We start from the raw sequence: 23640 nt of genomic DNA, 5'->3' as shown, positions 1-23640 counted from the left end.
CCTTCTCAGGTGTCTGCCTCTATTAATTATCGTTATTGCGTTTGCCGCGATAGCCGCCGCTGTTATTGCGTTTGCCTTGTCCTTGATAGTTACGGCTGCGAGGCTTACCATTGCGACCGCCATAACCGCGTCTGTCGCCATTACCGCCTCGGGAACCGCCGCGATATTTCTTCTTATCCTTGAAGCTGCCTTTCACACTGACAGGAGCAAGGGAAGTAATACGAACCGGTGTATTACGGCGCTCTTTTGTCAGCATTTTCAAAGCAGCTGCCACAACTGTTTCAGCGCCGAACTGGTTGATCAGGTCATTTGCTTTTTCGTTGTATGCTTTTAGATCTTTGTTTTCAATCGTACGCATCATTTTATCGATAGCGATCTGCTGCTGTCCTTGTGCAGCTTCATCGTTTGTCGGAGCATCTTTACGTGCAATCTTGCTCTTCGTTGTTTTTTCGATCAAATGCAGGTGAGAAATCTCTCTAGGCGTGATAAAGGAGACAGCTCGTCCAGTTTTACCAGCACGTCCTGTACGACCAATACGGTGTACGTAGCTTTCCGGATCCTGCGGGATATCGAAGTTATATACATGTGTTACATTAGAGATATCAAGACCACGTGCGGCAACGTCAGTCGCAACCAAAATTTCTACGCGGCCATTTTTGAATTTGTTCAACACGGACATACGCTTGCCTTGTGTAAGATCGCCATGAATACCTTCTGCGCGGAAACCGCGAGCCTGCAGGCCTTCTGTCACTTCATCAACACGTTTTTTCGTTCTGCCGAAAATGATAGCCAATGTTGGCTCATCGATATCAAGCAAGTTGGAAAGTGTATCGAATTTCTGTCTTTCCTGAACTTCGATGTAAGACTGATCGATATTCGTTACAGTCATTTCTTTTGCTTTTACTTTCACTTCTGTAGGGTCTTTCATCAATTTGGTTCCGATATCACGGATTTCCTTCGGCATTGTCGCACTGAATAGCAATGTCTGACGCTCTTCAGGGATAGATGAAAGGATTTCACGGATATCATCGATGAAGCCCATGTTAAGCATTTCGTCTGCTTCATCCAATACAGCAGTGTGTACATTGCTGATATTGATCGTTTTACGGCGGATATGGTCAAGCAGTCGGCCAGGTGTCGCTACGACGATATGCGGGCCTTCTTTTAATGAACGAATCTGACGATCCATATGCTGACCACCGTATACTGGAAGTGTACGGATTCCTTTGAATTGGCCAAGACGGTGAAGCTCTTCTCCTACCTGGATAGCAAGCTCACGAGTCGGTGCAATTACCAAACCTTGGATCTGGCGTTTAGAGCGATCAATCTTGTTGATCATCGGGATACCGAAGGCAGCAGTTTTACCAGTACCAGTCTGCGCTTGACCTAGTACGTCTTTACCTTCTAGGGCGAATGGGATCGTTTCAGCTTGGATCGGTGTAGCTTCTTCAAATCCCATTTTATTTAATGCTTTCAAAATTGGTTCCGAAATACCTAATGAACTAAATGTTGTCAATTTCTTATTACTCCTTTATATAAAAAAAGTCTCACTGATGAAGCACGGCAGTTATACACAATAAAAAAGCCTTCCTCCACGCTTGGGAAGAGGCCTTAAGCAAGCATTCATTGGATTTAATAATAGTAACACACTATTTGTCTGAATTCTACCTATATCTATGATTACACGTATATTCACGCGTACAATGTACCATTAAAGCCCTTCCAAAAGAATTACATAATCTTTGGATTTTCTTATGCGCTTTTCAAGCAGCAAACTGCCGATCTTCACAGCTTTCACTATATTTTCTCCCTAGCGAAAAGATATTAAACACATCGCGCGAAAATTCATGCCTCCAGCAGGAATTCTTCCACTTGCGTACAGATCTGGTCGATATCCGGTCCGTGGCAGATCAGATGTCTCGATTCATCGAAAAGCACCATCTTCTGATTCTCAGAGCCAAGATGCTTGTGCAAATACTTGACGGTCCGGTGCGGTACCATGCTGTCCTGGATTCCCTGAATGATGAAGACCGGGCAAGAGACAGCGGGCAATGATTTCTTCGTGTAATCCACACACTTCTTGAATTCCAAGAATGCCCGGAACGGGACCTTGCCTTTCTTTTCTTTCCGAAGCTTATTATAATCCTCGACAATGTCCCCGCTCATATACTTTTTCATGTATTGCCATGCTTCCTGTGTAAGCAGCTTCCAGTTCAGGTATTTCCCAGAAGCTGATAACAGCACAAGCTTGTCTGCACCATATTTCGCAGCTAAATGTGAGGCAATCATCCCACCCATCGAGAACCCGATCACATAGATATGCGAACATTCCCGAGCCATCCGCTCGTATGCTTCTTCTGCTGCCTCTATCCATTCCTTGTGCCCGACTTCATGTAAAGATAGCTCTTTGGTCGTCCCATGACCGGGTAAAGCAACCATCTCCACTTTCCAATCCGTATGATTCATTAAATGCTCGCTCAAAGGCTCCACTTCATATGTGCCGCCAGTGAAGCCGTGGATACATAGTATTCCTGTCATTGGATCATCTTCGCTTTCCTTAATGTTTATCTCAGTATCTTCAAAAAAGAACCGAGTGATTTGACGATAGGGGAAACTTGCTGAACTGTCGAGGCCATTTGACCGACAGTGGACATCATTTTATTGATATCCATTTGGCCGTTCTTATCCTGAAAATAGGATGCCAGACCTTTTGTCAGCTGCGCTTGCTGCTTTGGCTGATAGACATTCGTCGGCTGAGCAAATGCATGCCAATACGGTGCAAGAGGCGGTTTCTTGAAATATTCATAAGGCGTTACCGGCTGTTGGGGCTGCGCTTGCTGCTGCCATCCTCCCCACTGTGTGAAATACTCGGGCGGATAAGGATTGTAAGAATAAGGCTGGGTCTGTCTATTAGTATCCTCAACATTTTCATTTGCTTGCATCCATGTATGATTGTACATCTCATTATATTGCTCTTGGGGCTCGGTTTGAAAAATCGGTTCGTAGTAATAGCGCTGTGTGCCATCGCTCATCTGTTGTTGCTGTACATGGGAGCGTGGCTCTGTCGTATTGTAATAATACATCTCCACACACCTTTCCTGGTTCTCCTTTATCCTATGTCAGGCGAAGGGAGGGCGTTATTACCAAGAATAAAAAGAAAGCAAAAAACATCGCGTGTGCGTGATTTTTGCACAATAGCTAAAAATGAGTCCGAATGGTCCGCATTCTGTTGATTAGCCAAGCAACTGTTGAATTCTGTCTTTTTGAAAACCGTGCACTTTCTCACCATTTATCAAGACAAGCGGTACACTATATATGGAATGTGCCTGCATCTCTTTCAAGAAAGCCGGTGAATTCGTGATATTTTTAACAGTGTAATGGATGTTCCATTTTTTAAGCTGATCTATTACTTGCTCGCATTGTCTGCAATCATCACTGATGTATACTTCCACCTCGCGATGCCTCATGAACACTCTCCTTTATTTTCTAAGAAGTTAAGGTCCTGTCAAATAATACCCTGACTTCTAGTACTTTAAACCCATTCCCAACATAATTTCTTTTATTTCTTCATGCAACCCTTTACATTGCGAAAATACAGTTTGAGTTATCTGGTACGTGGTATCAATATCATATACAACGATAAAAGGAGCTGTCTTCATATGCCAAAAGATCCAATAACACAATACTACCACGATACTTTCCCTAAACAATTCCAAGATCCTCCTGGACTGCAAAAAGAAATGGATCCAAAGCCTGATTGTGGGGAAGAAAGCTACCGAGGGGCCGGTAAACTGACTGGCCGAAAAGCACTGGTAACAGGCGGCGACTCCGGTATCGGTCGTGCAGCTGCGATTGCATATGCCAGGGAAGGCGCAGACGTTGCCATCAACTACCTCCCAGAGGAGCAGCCCGATGCCGAGGAAGTAAAAGAATTGGTCGAGGCAGAGGGAAGAAAAGCCATCCTTATCCCTGGAGATCTTAAAAGCGAGCGATTTAACTATAAGCTGGTGGAAGAAGCAGTCGAACAACTAGGCGGTCTTGATATCCTTGCACTTGTCGCTGGTAAGCAACAAGCTGTCGAGGACATTGCTGACTTGACTACCGAACAGCTGAAATCTACATTCGAGACAAACGTCTACCCATTATACTGGCTGACAAAAGCTGCTCTGCCGCATTTGCCAAGAGGATCTTCCATCATTACAACAACTTCTGTGGAAGGCTTTAACCCTTCCCCGATGCTGTTGGATTATGCGGCAACCAAAAGCACGATTATCGGATTCACGAAAGGTTTGGCCAAACAGATCGCTGATAAAGGCATTCGGGTGAACTCCGTTGCGCCAGGCCCGATTTGGACTCCGTTGCAGATTTCCGGCGGGCAGCTGCAGGATAATATCCCGGAATTCGGCTCCAGCACGCCAGAAACTCCTATCGGTCGTGCCGGACAGCCTGTCGAGCTTGCCAGCGTATACGTTTTCCTAGCATCCGAGGAATCCAGTTATGTTACCGCACAGGTATATAGCATCACTGGCGGCGTTCCGACTGCATAAAGAAAGATGGCGAGTAAATAAAGATCACTGAAAAACGAACAAACCTAAAGAAGTAAGGTTAAAAAGCAGAAGGTGCCTACATGTCATAGGTTACCCTCTGCCTTTTTGATTTCTCAACACTTTTTAATAGTCTGAGAAGATGTCGTTATATGCTTTTCCAATGGGCTTTCGTCTGTTCATAATTACCCGGGTGTCGATGCAGTGACCCATCTTCCAGGTAAGCTGTTTGATCAAAGCAAGTATTCAAAAGATGCCGATCATGACTGATACCGATCACTGTCCCATCGAAACGCCCAAGCGCTTCCTCCAACACTTCTCTGGATTCCAGATCCAAATGGTTTGTCGGTTCGTCCAAGATGAGCAGATTGATACCTTGATGCATGAAAATTGCCAGCTTCAGCCGCATTCTTTCTCCGCCGCTCAATCGTCCGATTGGCTGGAATACCGCGTAACCATAAAACAAGAAGGCTGCCAGCATATGCCGTGCTTGGGCTTCGGTTACAGAAATGGCAGTCCGGAAATAATCAATCATCCGCATAGCTGGATCAGCTTCCTCCAAAGGGTGCTGCGGCAAGTAACCTACCCTTACCGAACTCCCCACCTTGATACTCCCATCGTCAGCCTCCAAAGTACCAAGAACTATCTTGACTAAAGTCGATTTTCCGCTGCCGTTATCTCCGACAATGGCCAATCTTTCTTTATAGCGCACGTGCAGCATGATATTCCGCAGCACTTCCCTGTCACCAAAACGCTTGCTGATGGATTCCAAGCGGATGACATCCTCCCCGCTACGTTCATCGGCAGCAAGCTTGAGTTTCATCTTGGCTGGATCGATATTCGGTCGGGATAGCTTCTCCATTCGCTCCAATGCTCTCTCCATATTACGGGCACGCTTATGCAACCCTTCGTTTGGCGGATTAGCCTGGTTCGCCCATAATTTCAGTCGCTTGATTGTCTCCTTCATTTTCTTGATTTTCTTCTGCTGCTCTTTGTATGCTTCGAATTCCTGCAAAAGCTTTGCTTCTTTTTGTTTCAAATAGGACGTGAAATTGCCAGTATAAACAGTCACTTCCCCATCCTCCAAATCAGCAATTCGCGAGACAGTTGCATCCAGAAAGTATTGATCATGCGATATGATGAATACGGCTCCCGCATAGTTTGCAAGGAAGTTTTCCAGCCATTCAATCGCCGATAAATCGAGATGGTTCGTCGGCTCATCCAACAGCAGCAAATCAGGCTGCTGCAGGAGAACATATGCCAAGCCCACTTTCGTTTTTTCCCCTCCACTAAGACGGGCGAATGGTTCCTCCAGCAAATGGGCAATATGCAGACCATTTGCTGTCCGCGCAATCTGCGCATCCATTTCATAACCCCCAGCTTCTGCAAATGCGTTCTGTATCTCTCCATATGCGGCCAATGCTTTATCCAATTTATCCGGATCCAGCATTTCTACTTCCAGCTTCCGCATTCTCTCCTGCAAAACACTCAGCTCTTCAAAAGCTCCCATTAAGTAATCCTTGACTGTACCCTCATGACCAGTGGGGATTTGTTCCAAGTAACCGATTTTAGCTTGCTTCCGAATGAATACTTGCCCGTCGTCACAATCTTCCGTGCCAGTAATTAATTTGAAAATAGTTGATTTACCGCTGCCATTCCTTCCGACCAAACCGAGCTTTTCCCCTGGTTTAAGCTCCAGGTTGAGCTTTTCAAACAATATATTGCCACCCATGATTTTCTTGACATCCTTCAATGTAATCAACATGATATCCGCTCCTTTTCCTATTAAAAAAAGCCAAACAGCAAGACTGTCTGACTCTGAATCGACTCGAAAAAAGAGTACAAAAAAACCACACGCAGGGTGTGGTCCTCTTGAAACGCTATTCTTTTCAGTCGTGTCGTAGAGAAATAGATCCTGCACATTATCCATTATTCAGTTGGTAAAAAAGGGCATACGTATCCCGTTACCAACAAAACCATGAATAATCGCGCGGCGATGCAATAGATTCTGATCGGCTTCACGCGAAAGTGTGTGCAACATCTGATTCCCCTCCTTTTCATAATAAGTATTTCTATTATAGAAGATATGGCACTTAATTGTCAAACTATTCTCCAATTATCATATCCAGATGAGCTGGTAAGACTTTCACCTCACCAGGTGTTTCCCGATAAACCTCCCCGTCCATATCGATCGGTTTGCCATTTGGAGAAAGAAAGCGGATTTTCTCGGCCTCTAACATAGCTACTTCGTTAAGCTCTGAAAGATCCGTTTTTTCTTGCTTGATTTGAAGTAGTTCCTTAAAGCTGGTCAAATTGGAATTCTTCACGACAAAGACATGCAGTTTTCCATCATCAGGTCGGATATCTGATCCTGCGAATTCTCTCGTACCAATAAAACGACCATTCATCACCAAAAGCATGACTGCTTCCCCAGTAAGTCTTTCTCCGTCAATTTCCAGCTCATATGCAAATGGCTCTGCTTGGTTGACTGTCTTTAAAGTGCTGATAAAGTAGGACAGCACACCAAGACGGGCTTTCTGATTTTCATCGATATTGTTCGAGGCATCCGCAATCAGTCCTACCCCCCAGAAATTCAGAAAGTATCTGTCTCCGTACTGACCAATATCAATAGCAGTGGTGTTTCCGCGAACGATTGCATCAGTTGCCTTTCCCAAATTCTGCGGAAGACCAAGCATGCGGCTGAAATCATTGCAGGTCCCCCCTGGAATGATGGCGATTGTCGGACGCTTCGGCAAAGAAGCGATTGCATTGATCACTTGATGGATGGTACCATCGCCCCCATGAATGATCATTAAATCTATATGTGCAGCAGATTGCTGACTGTAGCTCACCAATTCTTCCAAATCCTTCGTTTGCATGATCTCAAACTGCTTGATCGCAGTTGCTAGCTTTGGCAGCGTCTGTGCGAGTTCCCGTTCGATTTGGTCATTATCCATATTCCCATTCACTATATATACAGCGCGTTTGAAAGTTTGCATCGTTCTCCTCTCCTTCCTTATTATCGTTCCCTGTATATTGGATTGTCTAAACTTTGGCAAATAAAAAAAGCCGGCTGGAAACCGGCTTTATAAAGCATGCCCTGTCACGATCATATAGCCAAGCATGAATGCATTCAAACAGACAATCAATCCTGTCGCCGTCCATGCCAGCACCTTGATATGCGGTTTATTTACGAATGCTCCCATCTTTTTCTTGCTGCTTGTGAACAGCACAAGCGGAATGACAGCAAAGGAGAGCTGCAGGCTAAGTATCACCTGACTCCAGACGAGCAAATCACCCGTGCTGGAAGGACCGTAAATTCCCACTACGATGAGTGCGGGTATGATCGCGATGATTCTTGTGACAAGTCGTCTGACCCATGGCTTCATCCGAAATTGGATGAATCCTTCCATGACGATCTGACCTGTCAGCGTTCCCGTAATGGTCGAAGACTGACCAGACAGAAGCAGCGCGAACCCGAACAAGAAGCTGGCCGCACCAGCACCGATTGCCGGACTGAGCAGCTTGTACGCATCCTCGATTCCTTCCACATGCTGTCCGATCGTATGGAAGGCCGCTGCACCAAGAATCAGAATCGCCGAGTTGACAAAGAAGGCTACGCCGAGTGAGAAGGTCGAATCGATATATGCGAAACGGACAGCTTCCTTTTTACCCTTCTCTGTATCCTGGTAATTCCTTGTCTGGACGATGGAAGAATGTAAATACAGATTATGCGGCATTACCGTTGCCCCGAGAATACCAAGCGCCAAAAACAAAACCGATGGATCAGTAACTATTTCCGGGGAAGGGACATAGCCTTTCAATGCTTCTGAAAGAGCCGGATGGGAGAATATCATTTCGAATAAGAAACAGCCCGCAATGGTTATCATCAAAACGGTGATGATCGCCTCCATCCAGCGGAATCCTTTTTTCTGTAATAAAAGCAGCAAGAGCACATCCAAAGCTGTGATGATGATACCTGCTGTGATCGGGATATGAAAAAGCAAGTTCAATGCTATGGCAGATCCCAATACCTCGGCCAAATCCGTTGCAATGATTGCCAGCTCCGTCAGTAACCAAAGCACCACGACCACTTTCGGAGAAAAAGCATCCCTTGTCGCTTGTGCTAAATCACGACCAGTAACAATCCCAAGCTTGGCAGCAAGTCCTTGCATGAGCATGGCAATCAAATTGGAAAGCAAGACGACCGCCAGCAGCATATAGCCAAAAGACGATCCTGCCGATATGGAAGTCTCCCAGTTACCCGGATCAATGAAACCAACAGCCACCAGGACACCTGGCCCCATAAAAGCGAAGAGTTTTTTGAAAAAGCCGCCATTCTCTGGAATGGCTACACTATGGTTCGACTCCTCTAAACTTGCATTCCCTGCCCTTTTGAGCCAGTCTTTATCTCGTTCTTTATTCATAAAGATCGCTTCTTTCTAGTTGTTGTTAGCGCAAGTTTACCAAAGGAAACTTTTTTAGTCAAAGAAAAGATATGCGTGTATATAAAAAGAGCTTCCCTGCTGATTCAGGGAAGCTTCTCAGCTGATTCCTCATCCAAGCTGCTGTTGAAGGAACGCGATAACCTCTTCAGGAGACTTCGCGTTTGCGCTATGCAAGTGCGCCAGCTTTTCACCATTCTGGAAGAGGAGGATACTTGGAATCCCCATCACTTCCTGTTCCGCTGCAACATCAGGTACTTCATCATTATTCAGCTCATACCATTTATAATTGCCATATTCCGCAAGCACCTGATCGATAAACATATTCATGCGTGTGCAATCCGGACACCAATCTGCGAAGAACTTAACGATGACCGGTTCTTCACTCATGATGATTTCGTTGAACTTTTCTTTTGTATTGATTTGTTCCATTATCTGTTTCCCCCTTCTGCTTTCTTTCTAAAGATACGGTACCTACGAAAGGGAATCAAGCAGTTAGCTTGATGGACTTTCTTCCATAAAAGAAAGGTCAGGAGCAAGCTTTGCCATATGCGTTTTCTTCTCCTCATACTCGTGTTTCAGTTCCGGAAGCTGATACATCGGCTCAATACGATAATGATGCCAATCCGTGAAAGATAAGTATGTCAGCAGCATTTTTGGGGACGTTGCCGTTGCCTTTTTGCCATCCTTCACAATATCAAATTGAAACGCAGCTCCTATACGTCGATCCGTTTCTTCCTGTGCTGCAATGAAATTCCCCAGCGAATAGATGACAAGTGTCTTATTTCCATCTTTTCCTGTCAGCCATTCAACCGGCTGCAGCACATGCGGGTGACAGCCTAATACCGCTGTCGCTCCCTGGTCAGCAACATATTGGGCCAGCTCTTTTTGTTCATCATTGGGGTCATGTTCGTATTCGATACCAAAATGTAAGCTTACGATGATAGCATCTGCTTCCTGTTTTGCTTTTTTGATATCTTCTTTTATTTTCTGCTTGTCAATCAGATTGACTAGATAATCTTTTCCGTCAGGTATAGCAATACCATTCGTCCCATACGTATAACTAAGGAAGGCAACAGAAATTCCCTCTGTTTTTTCTATTGTTAGCTTTTCACTATCATCCTTGTTTCGATACGCTCCAGTATATGCCATCCCGATTTTTTCATACTGTGCTGTTGCATGTTCCACACCAGCTTCCCCTTGATCAAGTGTGTGGTTATTGGCCATTGTGACTACGTCCACCCCGACGTCCTTCAATGTATTTCCTATTTCATCGGGACTGTTGAATGTCGGATAAGAGGAGATACCCAATGCTTCCCCGCCCATGATCGACTCCTGATTTGCTACGGTAAGTGTCGATTCTCCAAGATAAGGTTTGATATCCCCAAACATCGGATCGAAATCATAACCTGTCCCATTTTTCGCCTCTGAATAGATAGAACTATGTAAGAGCACGTCACCAACGGCTGTAATGGAGATCGATGATGAAATGACTGGCGGTTCTTTCGGTTCCAGCTCAATTATATTCTGCTGTACTGCATGCATCGCTTTTGGCTGCTCTAAGGGAACACCGCCACTGCACGCTGCTAAGATGACAAAACTCGACAATATGACAAAGAATGCTTTAATTTTCATGCGTAATCCGCCTGTTCCTGTTATTTAACCGTATTATAAGCGGAGGCTCGCATAAAAAATAGTCTGTTTTGCATAAAAGGTGAAAAATCTTGAATATAAAAACGATAAAAAATTCCATTTCCAAGGTGATGGCACCTATCCCTGCCCCGATGTCAAAGCGATATCCTGTTACCAGAAATCTTATCCGGAGCTGATGATCACATCTGTTTCGGTGCAGCAATACCAAGGAGGCGCAGTCCTTCTGCCAAAACTATTGCCACAGCTTTGACAATGGCCAGGCGAGCACCAAGGTCATCATCTTCATCCAAAATGCGGACCTTTCCATAGTAACTGTTGAACGCTTGGGCAAGATCAATCACGTATTTTGCGATACGGGAAGGATCATGGTTGGCGATCGCATCGGCCACTGCTTCCGGGAACTGCATCAGCAGGGAAAGTATCGGCCAAGCATCCGCGGCAATGGCTGCTGCAACTTCTGAATCGCAGCGGATGTCACCTGCTTTCGTAAGCAGCGTACATGCTCGAGCATGCGTATATTGCACATATGGTCCCGTCTCACCTTCTACACGAAGCATATCTTCCAGTGAAAACTCGATATCACGTATGCGTTCGTGCTTCAAGTCATGGAATAACACTGCTCCTACGCCGACCTGCCTTGCAACTTCCTCCTTATCTGCCAATTCAGGATTTTTCTTGGCAATATTAGCGGCTGCCAGCTGAATCGCCTGCTTCAGCACTTTATCAAGCAGCACCAACTTTCCTTTTCTGGTTGACATTTTCTTTCCATCCTGCAATACCATACCAAATGAAAGATGGCTGATTCCATCTGCCCATTCATATCCCATTTTCTTGAGTACCAGCTTCAGCTGTCGGAAATGCAAGCTCTGTTCATGACCGACAACATACAGACTCTCGGAAAATCCATATGTTTCCTTGCGATAAATAGCCGCGGCTAGGTCACGTGTTGCATATAGTGTGGCACCATCCTTTTTCTTGATCAGGCTGGGCGGAAGCTCCTGTTCATCCAAACGGACTACTTGCGCTCCTTCCGACCAGCTTAACAGTTTCTTCTGTTCCAATTCCTCAATGACTCGTTCCATTTTGTCATTATAAAAAGCTTCCCCCGCATCGGAGTCAAATCGCACGCCCATCAGCTGATACACACGCTCGAATTCCTCCATCGACGCGTCACGGAACCAGCGCCAGAGCTTATTGGCATATGCATCGCCCTGCTCCAATTTTCGGAACCATTCCCTGCCTTCCTGCTCCAGCTGCTCATCATTGGCGGCTTCTTCATGGAAGCGTATATAGAGCTTCAACAGCTCCGGAATCGTATTGGAACGGACCTTTGCTTCCTCGCCCCATTTTTCATACGCACACATAAGCTTGCCGAATTGTGTCCCCCAATCACCGACATGATTGATCCTGACAACTTCATACCCTTGCTTTTCCAGCAGCAGACTGATGCTGTTCCCGATGACGGTCGAGCGCAGATGACCCATGGAGAAGGGCTTGGCAATATTGGGAGAAGATAGATCGATTGCGACTACCTGCCCCTGGCCAACAGCTGCGCTTCCGTAACGCTCACGTTGCTGATGGATACTGCGCAAAACGCGGCTGCCGGCAATTTGTTTATCGAGCTTGAAGTTGACATAGCCACCCCTTGCCGTAATGCCAGAAAATACATCATGTGATAGATCGTTAGCTAGTTCAGCTGCGATGATTTGCGGTGCTTGCCTTTTTTCTTTCGCCAAAGCAAAGCACGGAAAAGCATAATCCCCATGCTGCAGCTGCTTCGGTCGCTCCATTTGCTCCTCGATTTCTTCTGCTGATTTGTTTAAAGATTTAGCCAGTAATTCTGCTGCAATCTGTTTGTACATTATCCCACTTCCTCCTTCAAATAAAAAACCGCCTCTTCCACTTGGAAGAGACGGTATATCCGCGGTGCCACTCTAATTGTCCTGATCGGACCTGCTCAATTGGATAACGGGAATGATAGCTCCCGGCAGCCCCTACTTCACGTACGTTCAGGACTACAGCCAAGAAAGTCCGGTTCCTGCTACCTTCCACATCCCGCTTCCACCGTCCGGGACTCGCTTTTGTTTCCAGCTGCAGTACTCTCTTTCTTATCGGCAAATATATATTGTTTTTCATTATAGCTGTTCTGACAAAAGATGCAACCCTTGTTTAGAACACAATAGTCAGGGGAACACTTTTGATAACCCGTAAAAAGGAGGATGATCGCATGGCTAAGCAATATGGCAACTATCAGCCTGTACGGATGAATGGTATCAGTCTATCTGATGCCCGTGAAGTCGCATTCCGCAAAGAATTCAAACAAGCGGATATCGCCGGCGGCTTCCGTAAGAAGAAAAACAAATAAGTGTGGAAATCCTGCTGTCAAACAAAAACAGCAGGATTTTTTTTGAATACTTTTCCTCCTTGCTTCCGTCATTATTTATAGAAGCAAGACAGGAGGAGAAAAAAAATGATAACGATCAAGCAAGTGTCCCATCATTACACGATGGGTAAAAAAGCGAAGGAAACGACTGTACCCGTATTGCACGGAATAGACTTACACGTGGAAAAAGGTGAAATCGTCAGCCTTGTCGGTAAAAGCGGATCCGGTAAATCGACTTTGCTGCATATTATCGGAGGCTTTATCCAGCCAACCAGCGGGCAAGTCGTGATAAATGGAAAAACGATCACTGGCTGGGATGAAGGCAAATTGGCCGACTTCCGTCTGCAGCATATCGGCTATATCTTTCAAAACTTCCAGCTAATTCCGAGTATGACAGCAGCCCAGAATATCGAACTGCCGCTCATCTTGAATGGAACAGCCAAACAAGAGCGCAAACAAAAAGTCGCTGAGATATTGCGCCAAGTGGAGCTGGAAGCATACCCGGATCATTACCCTTCCGAGTTATCCGGCGGACAGCAGCAGCGTGTTGCCATCGCCAGGGCACTTATCCTCGATCCGCCACTGATCTTGGCAGATGAGCCTACGGGCAGCTTGGATAGTGATACCGAAGCTGAACTGCTTACGCTGATCAGGAAACTGAACGAACAAAACGGCATTACGTTCTTTTTGATTACGCATGATCAGGAAGTTGCAGCGATTGCGGACAGGCAGCTGGAAATCAAAGATGGACAGATGTTGAAGGTGAAAGGTGTGATGCCGGTATGACATTCGGAGATAAGTGGCGGTTCGTACAGCAAAATATGAAGAAGAATAAAGTTCGCGTATTCATGACGATACTCGCAGCAGCTATGGGAAGCTGTTTCTTGATTGTCCTGGCTTCTGTCGGCTTTGGCTTGCATGATTCCTTGATCAAGGACGAAATGGAAAGCAGAGCAGTAACCAAAATTGATATTTACGGTACCGGTGATGAAGATCAGCTGGGCTTTACGACCGAGAACATTGCCGAATTGAAGCAGATTGAAGATGTCAGGGCAGTACGGCAAATCCAAAATTTAGGCGAAACCAGCTTTCATCTGGACGGATACACGAATGATATGCCATCTGCTATCGCAGTCGATTTCGAAAGCGAAAAGCAAGCGGGACTGGAGCTTGGCAGCGGGAGATTGCCAGAAGCCGAGAATGAGATCGTTGTCAGCAGTGACTTTGGAGCACTCCTAGGCAAAGATGGTTTGGAAGATAAAGACAAGTATGCTGACGATGGAACGATTAAATCCGAGCATCGCTACCAAGAGGATCTTCTGGGCAAGGAGATCGAACTCGAAGCTTCTACCTTTCCGGAGGATGGAAGCAAGCCTCGTACAGCAACGGAAAAAGTCGAGATTGTCGGGATTGAAGCAGCACCGGCGAACGAATATCTCTACACGAACTCCGTAAAAACAACTCCCGCACTGAAAAATAAGCTCGATAAAGCGTTGGGTGTAACAGAAAGTGTTACAGAACAAGGAGATCCTTTATACGACCAAGCGGAAGTATATGCAGTCAATGCAGAAGCAGTGGAAGGCATCCTTACCACTCTGGAAGAGAAAGGCTATCTCGCTTATTCGAATTTGGAGGAACTTAAAAATATCAATATTCTTTTCAACGTCGTCAAGGCCGGGCTTATTATTGTCGGCACAATTGCTGTTTTGATTGCCTCCATCGGCATTTATAATACGATGACAATGGCAGTAACCGAACGTGCACCAGATATCGGCATCATGAAAGCGATTGGAGCCAATCCTAAGACCATCAAACAGATTTTCCTCATGGAAAGCACATTCATCGGATTGGCTGGTGCCTTGATCGGAACAACAGTTGCTTATCTGATCAGCTTCATCGTCAATGCAGGGGTCCCCGTCATCTTGGAGCAGATATTCAATGAGGAAATCCCCAGCACCTTGCAGCTGTCGTCCATTCCATTCCTGTTAGTAGCAATCAGCATCACAATCTGCCTGATTGTCACTGTCCTGTCCGGATCAAGACCAGCAAAACAGGCAACGAATGTAGACGTACTACGCGCATTGCGGCGTGAGATCTAGTGTCTATGACAAGTCCGCCATTCTCATAGTATACTGAGGAAAACCATTGCTTTTTGAAAGGGAAGAAAAGATGAAGACTATAGCGGATATTGCAGATCTGGCTGGCGTTTCAAAAAGTACGGTATCCCGTTATTTGAATGGCGGTTCTGTCAGTTCAGCCACAAAGAAGAAGCTGGAACGTATCATAATTGAACAAAATTATGTACCAAATACATTTGCTCAAAGTCTCAAGGCTAAAAAAACGGCCATGATCGGTATCATCGTGCCTCGTCTGGATTCCTTTGCAGCATCTCATACGATGATGGGGATTGATGATTCCTTGCGCAGACAGGGCTATCAATTGCTGATTGCAAGTGCCAATCAAGAGGTCAGCCAGGAAATCGAAGCAATTCATAACTTTGCCAGGCAGAAGCTTGCCGGCATCATCCTCATGTCTACACAAATCACTGCAGAACACTTGCACGCAATAAAAGAAGCAAATATACCAACTCTATTAGTGGGGCAGCAGCACCCTTTACTCCCCAGTTTGATACACGATGATTATGAGGCAGGAAAGATGATGGGGGAATATGTCATAAACAACGGGCACCGTCACATCATTTATCTCGGTGTTACGGAACGTGATATTGCTGTCGGAATCGAAAGGAAACGCGGTTTCCGCGAAGCTTTGGAACGTCATGACTGCCAGGCAGATTATCTGGAAACAAGCTTTCGGATGCAGGATGCGATGGAGTTGGCACAAAGCTTCCTTTCCGAAACAGAAGCCACAGTGATTGTCGGGGCAACCGATAATATCGCCTTGGGTATCATCAAAGCAGCACATCAATTAAACCTTCGAATCCCTGACGATATATCGATCGCGGGATTTGGGGGCTATGATACAGCAGAGATTGTCACACCAGCTTTAACTACGGTTACATACGATTACCTTGACTCCGGGAAAAAAGCTGGTGAAAAAATTGTACAGCTTGTCGAGGAGGAATACTGTGAGAATCTCACTATTTATCCTGTGCAGTTAAAAAAACGTGAAAGCGTTGACATAATATAAGCCACAGTATATGCTAGTACCAAAGAAACCGGTTCCAACATAAACGAACTCGAATCTTTGGTTTTTTTTCATTCATTTTGGAACCGGTTCCGAAACTCCATTTGGAAAGTAGTGATAAGGTGACGAATTCAGATAAATACCGTTTATTATCGGATGCTGCGCCTGATGAATTAAAAAACCTGGCAAAGCAGGTCAATGCCTCCCCATGGCGTCAGCACTATCATATTCAGCCCACCACCGGATTATTGAACGATCCGAATGGGTTTGTCTATTATAATGGCCAGTACCATCTGTTTTATCAGTGGCACCCATTCGGGCCGGTTCATGGAATGAAGTATTGGTATCACGTAACCTCGACCGATTTGATTCATTGGAAAGATGAGGGAATTGGGATAGAACCTGGCGGACAGTATGATTCACATGGTGCATACTCAGGCAGTGCCTTGGCTAAGGAAGGCAAGCTCTACCTCTTTTACACTGGGAATACCCGGGATGAAGAGTGGGTGAGACATCCCTATCAATGTCTTGCCGTGTTAGATAAACAAGGGCATATAACAAAACAAGAAGTCCCAGTCATTGATGCCCCTCCTCCAGGCTATACCGCCCACTTCCGCGATCCAAAAGTGTGGAAAGCAGCTGATCGCTACTATGCTGTTTTAGGTGCACAGCGGCTGAACCAAACAGGATGTGTGCTGATTTATCGATCGGATGATTTGCTTACTTGGTCATTCATCGGGGAGCTGGAAACTTCCCTTGCTGATTTCGGATATATGTGGGAATGCCCTGATTACTTCGAACTAGGCGAAAAAGGTGTGCTTCTCTTTTGTCCACAAGGATTATCTGCCGAAGAGGATCGTTTTGAGAATATTCATCAAGCCGGATTTTTGATAGGCGAACCAATCAATCCCGAAAAACCGCACTTTCAGCATGGCAGCTTCATGGAACTGGATCGAGGGTTTGATTTTTATGCTGCGCAAACCACCCTTTCTCCTGAAGGAAAGCGTATCCTCATCGGATGGATGGGACTTCCCGATACTACTTATCCGACAGATGCGCATGGCTGGGCACATTGCCTTACGCTCCCGAGAGAACTTACCATCCAAGATGGCAGACTGCTGCAGCGGCCTGTCAAAGAATTGGAGCTGCTTCGAAAAGAGAAATATACTGCTGCTCATACAGTACAAGATGCCAAAATCGAGCTCGAAGAAATAAATGGTTCATCCTATGAATTAATTTGCGAACTGTGTATGGAGGATGCTGAAAAGGCCGGAATTGCTTTTCGAGTTGGGGATACGGAAGAGACACTGCTTTATTATGACGCTGTTTCTAAGTATCTTGTCCTGGACCGAACCCGATCAGGTGCGGCAATGAAAAGTGAAAATGGAAACATTCGACGTTATGCATTCGATGCAAAAAAAATAAAGCTCAGATTATTTGTCGACCAATCATCCGTTGAGATTTTCATCAATGACGGAGAAGCCGTCATGACAGCAAGACTATTTCCAGCAAAGGACAGTAATGGCGTCACCTTCTTCACGGAAGGAGGAAAGGCAACATTCGACGCAGTGCAGTGGCTTTACAGTTAGATATTAATCCTGAAAGGGTGATATATAATGACAGAAAACAGGAAAATTGCTGAAGAAGTCATCGATGCCATCGGAGGAAAAGAGAATATCGCCTCATTGGCGCATTGTGCAACTCGCCTTCGGATTGTCGTACATGATAAGGAAAAGATTGATAAGGATAAAGTCGAAAATATCGATAAGGTCAAAGGTGCATTTTTCAACTCTGGACAATATCAAATCATCTTCGGTACCGGTACCGTGAATAAAATCCATGATGAATTGCAATCAATCGGTATCGGTGGTGCTTCTGTACAGGACGTCAAACAAGCTGCTAAAAAAGAAGGTTCCGCTTTCCAACGGGCAATCCGTACTTTCGGGGATGTCTTCGTGCCGATCATCCCTGTCCTCGTTGCGACTGGTTTATTCATGGGACTTCGCGGTCTGCTGACACAGGATCAAATTCTCAATCTGTTCGGTTTGGCTCCGGCAGATATTCCGGCGAACTTTCTCTTATTTACGGAAGTTCTGACTGATACTGCATTTGCCTTTCTACCGGCACTAGTCGCTTGGTCATCTTTTAAAGTATTCGGCGGAAGCCCTGTTTTAGGTATCGTACTTGGTCTCATGCTTGTCAATCCTGCTTTACCCAATGCATACGAAGTAGCAAATGGGTCCGCTGAAGCCATTACTCTATTTGGTTTTATACCTGTGGTAGGTTATCAAGGATCTGTATTGCCTGCCTTTTTCATCGGACTGATCGGTGCAAAGTTAGAGAAAGCATTACGTCGTCGCATAACGGAAGCACTTGATTTGATTCTTACCCCCTTCCTTACATTGACGATCATGATTACTCTAGGACTGTTTGCTATTGGTCCAATCTTCCATTCCTTGGAGGATCTTGTCCTGGCTGGTACATTAGCAGTATTGGATTTACCATTTGGAATTGCTGGATTATTGATCGGCTCTCTCAATCAGCTAGTCGTGGTCACCGGTGTGCATCATATTTTCAACTTCCTGGAGATACAGCTATTAGAAAATCGTGGAATGAACCCCTTCAATGCGATCATTACATGCGGTATGGCTGCGCAAGGTGCTGCCTGTCTGGCAGTTGGCCTTAAAACAAAGGATGCTAAATTGAAAGCGCTAGCACTCCCATCCTCCTTCTCCGCATTTCTTGGTATATCGGAACCGGCTATCTTTGGAGTCAATTTAAGATTCATCAAGCCTTTTATCATGGGGTTGATTGGCGGAGGTGTCGGAGGTTTCCTTGCTTCTCTATTCGATTTAGCTGGAACAGGAATGAGTGTGACTGTCATACCTGGAACCTTGCTCTATTTAAATAGTCAGCTCCCTTTGTATATTCTGGTCAATTTGGCTGCCATGGCGGTAGCCTTCACGCTGACTTGGATGTTCGGCTATAAAGATTCACGGAAGCTGTAAACCGCCCTTTCGAACGATGCAAACAGAAAAAGCGCCCGACTGGGCGCTTTCTCATATATCTATAACCTTATTATCGTTTCGGTCAACGTCATACTTCGCTTTAATAGTTGCAGGAGCCATCTTGATGATAAGCTGCAGGATGAATGTTGCGACTGCCAAGTCATCCACGATACCAATTCCGATAAGGAAATCCGGAATCAAATCAAACGGGAAGACAAAGTACAGGACGATCAATGCAATGGCGGTTACCTTCTTGGCTGCTGCCACCTCTTTAGCTGTAAAGAAGGCTTTCAGAAATGGAATCGATTTGCGGAAATTGAACAGAAAACGGAGCCTGCTCCATAGTCTGGTCATATCATCCTTCCTTTCTGCCCCAAGTGGAGCTGTTCCCATTTTAAGGGATACCGGACTTTTTCACAAGTTCCTGGGAGAGGAATTGCATTGGGTAGTAATTCCACAATTAACTATTTTAACGTAAAGTAAGAGCCCAGCATCAACATGCTGAGCTCTCTTAACTTATGCTTTTTTCTTTTTCGTTGCTTTTTCACGTTCGTTCTTGTTAAGGATTTTCTTACGAAGGCGGATGGACTCCGGCGTTACTTCGCAATACTCATCATCGTTCAAGTACTCGATTGCCTCTTCAAGGGACAAGTCGCGTGTTTTACGAATAGTGGACGTTTGGTCCTTCGTCGCAGAACGGACGTTAGTCAAGTGTTTTTCCACAGTGATGTTAACTGTAAGATCGTTGTCACGGCTGTGTTCTCCAACGATCATACCAGCATACACATCTGTACCAGGCGGTACGAAGATGACACCGCGGTCTTCCAACTTCATGATACCGTAAGTGGATGCTTTACCTTGTTCAAGGGCAACAAGCACACCTTTGGATCTTCCGCCCACTTGGCCGGCAACAACAGGTTCATACCCATCAAATGTGTGGTTCAGGATACCGAATCCGCGCGTCTGGGACATGAATTCAGTAGAATATCCGATCAATCCACGGGAAGGAACACGGAACTCAAGGCGTACTTGACCGTTACCTTGGTTGATCATGTCGACCATTTCCCCTTTACGGGAACCTAGGGACTCCATGACTGCTCCAGTGTATTCTTCCGGTACATCCGCTTGTACACGTTCTACCGGTTCACACGTTTTGCCGTCGATTTCCTTCAGGATTACCTGTGGTTTGGACAACTGAAGCTCATAGCCTTCACGACGCATGTTCTCGATCAGGATGGAAAGGTGAAGCTCTCCACGACCGGATACTGTCCAAGCATCAGGAGAATCAGTTGGTTCTACACGAAGACTTACATCTGTCTCAAGCTGGTTAAGCAGACGCTCTTCGATTTTACGGGAAGTGATATATTTACCTTCCTTACCTGCGAACGGGCTGTTGTTCACTAGGAATGTCATCTGCAATGTCGGTTCATCGATACGCGGAACCGGCAATGCTTCCTGCTGATCCACGGAGCAGACAGTCTCTCCAACGTTGATGTCTTCAAGACCAGCAACTGCAACGATATCACCAGCTTTTGCTTCCGTGATCTCGATGCGTTTCAAACCAATGAAGCCGAATAGTTTCGTAATGCGGAAATTCTTCACGGAACCGTCTTTTTTCATCAAGGCAACCTGATCACCGACTTTGACGGAACCACGGAAGATACGGCCAACACCGATACGGCCAAGGAAGTCGTTGTAATCCAGGATGGTAACCTGGAATTGCAAGCCTTCATCAGCGTTATCGATTGGAGCCGGGATGTTATCCATGATTGTTTTAAAGATGGCATCCATGGATTCCACTTGCCCGTCTGGTTCTTCACCGGAAGTACCGTTCAATGCTGAAGCATAAACAACTGGGAACTCAAGCTGATCATCATCCGCACCAAGCTCGATGAAGAGATCGAGTACTTCATCGATGACGTGTTCAGGACGTGCACTCGGTTTGTCGATTTTGTTCACGACTACAACCGGGGTAAGCTTTTGCTCCAAAGCTTTTTTCAATACGAAACGAGTCTGTGGCATTGCGCCTTCGTATGCATCCACGACAAGCAAAACGCCGTCTACCATTTTCAGTACGCGTTCCACCTCTCCACCGAAATCGGCGTGTCCTGGTGTATCCAATATGTTAATGCGTGTATCGTTATAATTAATCGCAGTGTTCTTCGCCAAAATTGTGATTCCACGCTCTTTTTCAATGTCGTTGGAATCCATTGCACGCTCATCCACGTGTTCATTGTCACGGAACGTACCAGAATATTTAAGCAACTGATCGACCAAAGTCGTTTTCCCGTGGTCAACGTGGGCAATAATCGCGATATTGCGAATATCTTCTCTTAATTGCATGTATACATGTCTCCTCTTCTTCATGTAATCCTAACCGACTACAACTTGTTAATTATACCACAGTTCATGACCCGTACAATAGGATAGGTAAACATTAACATTATAATATTATTGTAAAGCTTGCTCCGCCCAAATCCGATTTCCCAGCTCGAATGATACCGTTATGCCGTTCCACGATGGCACGCGAAATAGCCAAGCCAAGTCCTGTTTCTCCGCCTTCACCTTTGACAAAGCGCTGGAACATATTCGGCATCAATTCCTCTGCAATACCCGCTCCATCATCGTTGATGGTAATTTCTACTTGCCTGATGCTGCTTGGCTGCACAGAGATATGCACCCTGCTGTTGGCATGACGGATGGCATTGGACGTTATATTCATCATTGCCCGAAGCAGTTTCTCCTTATCCCCATTAATTACAATTGCAGCAGGTTTGTTGTAAGTAAGTTGGATATCTTTGTCGCTTGCAAGCGGCAAGGCGCGGTCAATGGTCAAGTCGACCAGTTCCTTGATTTCAATCTGCTCTTCTTTATAAATACCTTCTTCACTGTCGAGCTTGGCCAACAGGATCATTTCGTTGATAAGCTGTTTCAAACGCTTGATTTCGGACACAACGACTTCCAGTCCATGTTCCTGATCTTTGCCTGTGAAGACACCGTCTTTGATTCCTTCTGCGTAGCCTTGAATAGTCATGAGCGGTGTTTTCAGTTCATGACTTGCGTTTTGGAAGAATTGACGCTGGGATGTGATGTAGCGATTCAATTCCTTGGCCATCTCGATGGCGCTTTGCTCTACTTCTTTGATTTCACCGCTTGCTTTGACTGATTTTATATTATCGAATTCACGCCGTTCGATTTTTTTCAGCTGATATTTTAATTCCGTGAGTGGTTTGACAAGACGCTGTGTCAGATAAGTGCTGATTAAGATGGCTATCATGACACCGATCAAAAACACAAGAAAAATACGCTGAAAGAAACTTTGCTGCACTTCTTCCAATTCACGTATCGGACGGAGGATGACCATGTTTTGATCTTCGCTGGTTCTGATTGATTTAACTACATAACTATTTCGATTTTCTTGCCAGATAGTGTTCTTATGAGTTGGAGCAGTATCATATTTATCTGCAAATCGTTCTGCATCAGACCGAACAAGGTTGGTATAGGTCACTTGCTCTGTTTCTTCGTTATAAATGAACATTTTGAGATCCAAATTATTAAGCATGGAATCAAGTGTAGCAGCAGGAATCGTATCTACACCGCTGATCGCCGTGATTAAAATCTGCCCGCTTTCCTCTAGCTGCCTCGTTTCATTCGTAACCAGCAGTCCCCTAAGCTGCGAATACAGCGTAATAGCTGTGAAGCCCATCACAATAATCAATAGGGTTGTAAATGCAATATTCAGCTGTGTCTTCAGTCTCATGCCTCACTCATCCTGAATCGGTAACCAAAGCCCCAGACTGTTTCGATCGGGATGCCGTCCATCTTCTTGCGCAGTCGTTTGACCAAGTCGTCAACGGCGCGATCACTGCCGAAATAGTCTTCCCCCCATACTTGTGTCAGCAATTCATCACGTGAGAAAGCTCGGTTCGGATTCTGGACAAGGATCACAAGCATCTCGAATTCTTTCGCCGTTACTTCTATCTCTGCCTCATGCCAGTAGATACGGCGTTCTCCTAATTGAAGCTGCAAGTCACCTGCTTGGAGGTCCATTTGTTTCATTTGCTGCGGTTCCTGATTTGTTTGCAGGTTCCACCTCTTGAACAGGCGCTTCACGCGTGCAACCAATTCTCTCGGGCTGAATGGTTTGGTCAGATAATCATCCCCACCAAGCTCCAAACCGAGGATTCGATCGATTTCTTCATCCTTTGCCGAGATGATGATGATCGGCACTTCACTTGTCTGACGGATTTTATTGCAGAGTGCGTATCCATCCATACCTGGCAGCATGATATCCATGATCCACATATCAGGCGTTTCTTTATCGGCAATTTCTAGTGCCAGCTCCGCTGTTTCGGCGACGCTGATCTGATAGCCTTCCTTTTTCAAATAAGCTTCTACTATATTCCGTATATTTTGATCGTCTTCGACAACGATTATATGATGCGTCATTTTGTCGTACCCCT

The 23640-nt window shown here is 45.5% G+C and carries 23 protein-coding genes; 7 read left to right on the top strand and 16 right to left on the bottom strand.

Annotation, left to right across the window (positions count from 1 at the left end; translation table 11 throughout):
* Window positions 1-22: 22 nt before the first annotated feature.
* The 4 genes from cshA to BLQ53_RS12175 form a co-directional block, all read right to left on the bottom strand.
* Complete coding sequence (cshA, locus tag BLQ53_RS12190) at window positions 23-1516, bottom strand: degradosome RNA helicase CshA (protein WP_093727590.1); 1494 nt, start codon at window positions 1514-1516, stop codon at window positions 23-25.
* A gap of 329 nt (window positions 1517-1845) precedes the next feature.
* Window positions 1846-2538, bottom strand: coding sequence for an alpha/beta hydrolase (locus BLQ53_RS12185; RefSeq protein WP_093727589.1), 693 nt, complete (start codon window positions 2536-2538; stop codon window positions 1846-1848).
* A gap of 26 nt (window positions 2539-2564) precedes the next feature.
* Complete coding sequence (locus tag BLQ53_RS12180; protein WP_093727588.1) at window positions 2565-3083, bottom strand: YppG family protein; 519 nt, start codon at window positions 3081-3083, stop codon at window positions 2565-2567.
* 150 nt (window positions 3084-3233) lie between these two features.
* Window positions 3234-3467 carry a glutaredoxin family protein gene (locus BLQ53_RS12175; RefSeq protein WP_093727587.1) on the bottom strand — a complete coding sequence of 78 codons (234 nt, stop codon included), beginning with the start codon at window positions 3465-3467 and terminating at the stop codon, window positions 3234-3236.
* Window positions 3468-3659: 192 nt separating this feature from the next.
* On the opposite strand from BLQ53_RS12175, the gene BLQ53_RS12170 reads away from it, so the two are divergent.
* Window positions 3660-4547, top strand: coding sequence for an SDR family oxidoreductase (locus tag BLQ53_RS12170; RefSeq protein ID WP_093727586.1), 888 nt, complete (start codon window positions 3660-3662; stop codon window positions 4545-4547).
* A gap of 145 nt (window positions 4548-4692) precedes the next feature.
* On the opposite strand, the gene abc-f is transcribed toward BLQ53_RS12170, so the two are convergent.
* From abc-f to BLQ53_RS18765, 8 genes are all read right to left on the bottom strand, one after another.
* Window positions 4693-6309, bottom strand: coding sequence for a ribosomal protection-like ABC-F family protein (gene abc-f / locus BLQ53_RS12165; RefSeq protein WP_093727585.1), 1617 nt, complete (start codon window positions 6307-6309; stop codon window positions 4693-4695).
* A 168-nt stretch (window positions 6310-6477) separates the two neighbouring features.
* Window positions 6478-6585, bottom strand: a complete 108-nt coding sequence (locus BLQ53_RS19460; protein ID WP_353615327.1) for an RAxF-45 family protein — start codon at window positions 6583-6585, stop codon at window positions 6478-6480.
* 64 nt (window positions 6586-6649) lie between these two features.
* Window positions 6650-7543, bottom strand: coding sequence for a YegS/Rv2252/BmrU family lipid kinase (locus BLQ53_RS12160; RefSeq protein ID WP_093727584.1), 894 nt, complete (start codon window positions 7541-7543; stop codon window positions 6650-6652).
* Window positions 7544-7630: 87 nt separating this feature from the next.
* Complete coding sequence (locus BLQ53_RS12155; RefSeq protein WP_093727583.1) at window positions 7631-8971, bottom strand: Nramp family divalent metal transporter; 1341 nt, start codon at window positions 8969-8971, stop codon at window positions 7631-7633.
* 129 nt (window positions 8972-9100) lie between these two features.
* Complete coding sequence (locus BLQ53_RS12150; protein ID WP_093727582.1) at window positions 9101-9421, bottom strand: thioredoxin family protein; 321 nt, start codon at window positions 9419-9421, stop codon at window positions 9101-9103.
* A 63-nt stretch (window positions 9422-9484) separates the two neighbouring features.
* Window positions 9485-10624 (bottom strand): CapA family protein, encoded by a 1140-nt coding sequence (locus tag BLQ53_RS12145; RefSeq protein ID WP_093727581.1) that lies wholly within the window; start codon window positions 10622-10624, stop codon window positions 9485-9487.
* 197 nt (window positions 10625-10821) lie between these two features.
* Window positions 10822-12507: an arginine--tRNA ligase gene (gene argS, locus BLQ53_RS12140; protein WP_425288304.1), complete on the bottom strand. Its 1686-nt coding sequence runs from the start codon at window positions 12505-12507 to the stop codon at window positions 10822-10824.
* 13 nt (window positions 12508-12520) lie between these two features.
* Entirely contained in the window at window positions 12521-12778 is a 258-nt protein-coding gene (locus BLQ53_RS18765; RefSeq protein ID WP_139180877.1) for a hypothetical protein, read from the bottom strand.
* 91 nt (window positions 12779-12869) lie between these two features.
* On the opposite strand from BLQ53_RS18765, the gene BLQ53_RS18970 reads away from it, so the two are divergent.
* The 6 genes from BLQ53_RS18970 to BLQ53_RS12115 all read left to right on the top strand — a co-directional run bounded on the left by BLQ53_RS18970 (window position 12870) and on the right by BLQ53_RS12115 (window position 19177).
* On the top strand, window positions 12870-13007 hold the full coding sequence (locus tag BLQ53_RS18970; protein ID WP_170829684.1) for a hypothetical protein: 138 nt from the start codon (window positions 12870-12872) through the stop codon (window positions 13005-13007).
* A 105-nt stretch (window positions 13008-13112) separates the two neighbouring features.
* On the top strand, window positions 13113-13811 hold the full coding sequence (locus BLQ53_RS12135; protein ID WP_093727579.1) for an ABC transporter ATP-binding protein: 699 nt from the start codon (window positions 13113-13115) through the stop codon (window positions 13809-13811).
* Window positions 13808-15124, top strand: a complete 1317-nt coding sequence (locus BLQ53_RS12130; RefSeq protein ID WP_093727578.1) for an ABC transporter permease — start codon at window positions 13808-13810, stop codon at window positions 15122-15124. Before BLQ53_RS12135 ends, BLQ53_RS12130 begins: the two co-directional genes overlap by 4 nt.
* 46 nt (window positions 15125-15170) lie before the next feature.
* Window positions 15171-16172 (top strand): LacI family DNA-binding transcriptional regulator, encoded by a 1002-nt coding sequence (locus BLQ53_RS12125; protein ID WP_342005193.1) that lies wholly within the window; start codon window positions 15171-15173, stop codon window positions 16170-16172.
* Window positions 16173-16291: 119 nt separating this feature from the next.
* Window positions 16292-17758 (top strand): glycoside hydrolase family 32 protein, encoded by a 1467-nt coding sequence (locus BLQ53_RS12120; protein WP_244499340.1) that lies wholly within the window; start codon window positions 16292-16294, stop codon window positions 17756-17758.
* A 27-nt stretch (window positions 17759-17785) separates the two neighbouring features.
* Window positions 17786-19177: a sucrose-specific PTS transporter subunit IIBC gene (locus BLQ53_RS12115; RefSeq protein ID WP_093727577.1), complete on the top strand. Its 1392-nt coding sequence runs from the start codon at window positions 17786-17788 to the stop codon at window positions 19175-19177.
* Between the two features lie 51 nt (window positions 19178-19228).
* Here the strand turns inward: BLQ53_RS12115 and BLQ53_RS12110 are convergent, their stop codons facing one another.
* The 4 genes from BLQ53_RS12110 to BLQ53_RS12095 form a co-directional block, all read right to left on the bottom strand.
* On the bottom strand, window positions 19229-19531 hold the full coding sequence (locus BLQ53_RS12110) for a YkvA family protein (RefSeq protein ID WP_093727576.1): 303 nt from the start codon (window positions 19529-19531) through the stop codon (window positions 19229-19231).
* A 162-nt stretch (window positions 19532-19693) separates the two neighbouring features.
* A complete protein-coding gene (gene typA, locus BLQ53_RS12105; protein WP_093727575.1) occupies window positions 19694-21520 on the bottom strand; it encodes a translational GTPase TypA in 1827 nt (608 codons plus the stop codon).
* Between the two features lie 100 nt (window positions 21521-21620).
* Window positions 21621-22937: a sensor histidine kinase gene (locus BLQ53_RS12100; RefSeq protein WP_093727574.1), complete on the bottom strand. Its 1317-nt coding sequence runs from the start codon at window positions 22935-22937 to the stop codon at window positions 21621-21623.
* On the bottom strand, window positions 22934-23626 hold the full coding sequence (locus BLQ53_RS12095; RefSeq protein ID WP_093727573.1) for a response regulator transcription factor: 693 nt from the start codon (window positions 23624-23626) through the stop codon (window positions 22934-22936). The genes BLQ53_RS12100 and BLQ53_RS12095 overlap by 4 nt, the downstream gene beginning before the upstream one ends.
* Between the last annotated feature and the right edge of the window lie 14 nt (window positions 23627-23640).

Source organism: Terribacillus halophilus, assembly GCF_900101385.1.
Classification (GTDB): Bacteria; Bacillota; Bacilli; order Bacillales; family Amphibacillaceae; genus Terribacillus; species Terribacillus halophilus.
Note: the sequence above shows the minus strand (reverse complement) of the source record. Positions and strands in the feature narration are given on the sequence as shown.